This window comes from Streptomyces swartbergensis (assembly GCF_002148965.1).
Taxonomy (GTDB): domain Bacteria; phylum Actinomycetota; class Actinomycetes; order Streptomycetales; family Streptomycetaceae; genus Streptomyces; species Streptomyces swartbergensis.
Window position 1 is genome coordinate 1 of sequence record NZ_NGFN01000868.1, and the last position, 604, is coordinate 604.

Here is a 604-nt window from a genome sequence, read left to right on the forward strand (position 1 = left end):
GTACAAGGCCCGTACGGGCTCTGTAGGGCCCGTCAGCCGATCCCACATCGAGGTCCTGCCCGATGGCACAGAGATCCGGCTTGGGGTGTTTCTGAGTAACAGCAAGAGCAGGCGCGCCAAGCTGAGTGCCGACAAGCTCCAAGCGCTGGCCGACCTCGGACTCGACTGGGCTGCCGTGTAGCCCTGTGGGAGGCTGCATCAGGCTCCGTGCCGGACACAGACGGCACGGACCCAATGTGCTTTCTCGTTCCTGGCCGGGCGGGACAGCTCGTCTACGCGGCCACGTCGTGTCCGTGGCTCTGGCGTCGAGCGTCTCCTCCTGGTGCTGGCTCTTCTTGCATTTGGGTGAACAGCTCTTGTTGGGCCGTCTTCCCGGCGCGGGGATCCACAGCTCCAGGCCGCACGTGAAGGCGGAATCAGGGCGTTGGTGGACGACTCTGCTTCGGTGATGGTCAGGTGGAAGCCGTACGCAGGAGTAGCGAGACGGGCAAGGATTTTCCTCCCCGGTCGGCCAAGCTTGTCATGACGTCTTTGGCGGCAGCTGAGGGCGTGCGGGTTGCCGGAGCCGGTTACGGGCCAGCGCCAGGCGGATGGTGGCGTAGAC

1 protein-coding gene is annotated in these 604 nt (G+C 65.1%); it reads left to right on the forward strand.

The window, feature by feature from the left end; all coding sequences use genetic code 11:
- Positions 1–181, forward strand: a 181-nt coding sequence (locus tag CA983_RS44820; protein WP_425276527.1) for a hypothetical protein, incomplete at its 5' end; no start/stop codon positions are given.
- Between the last annotated feature and the right edge of the window lie 423 nt (positions 182–604).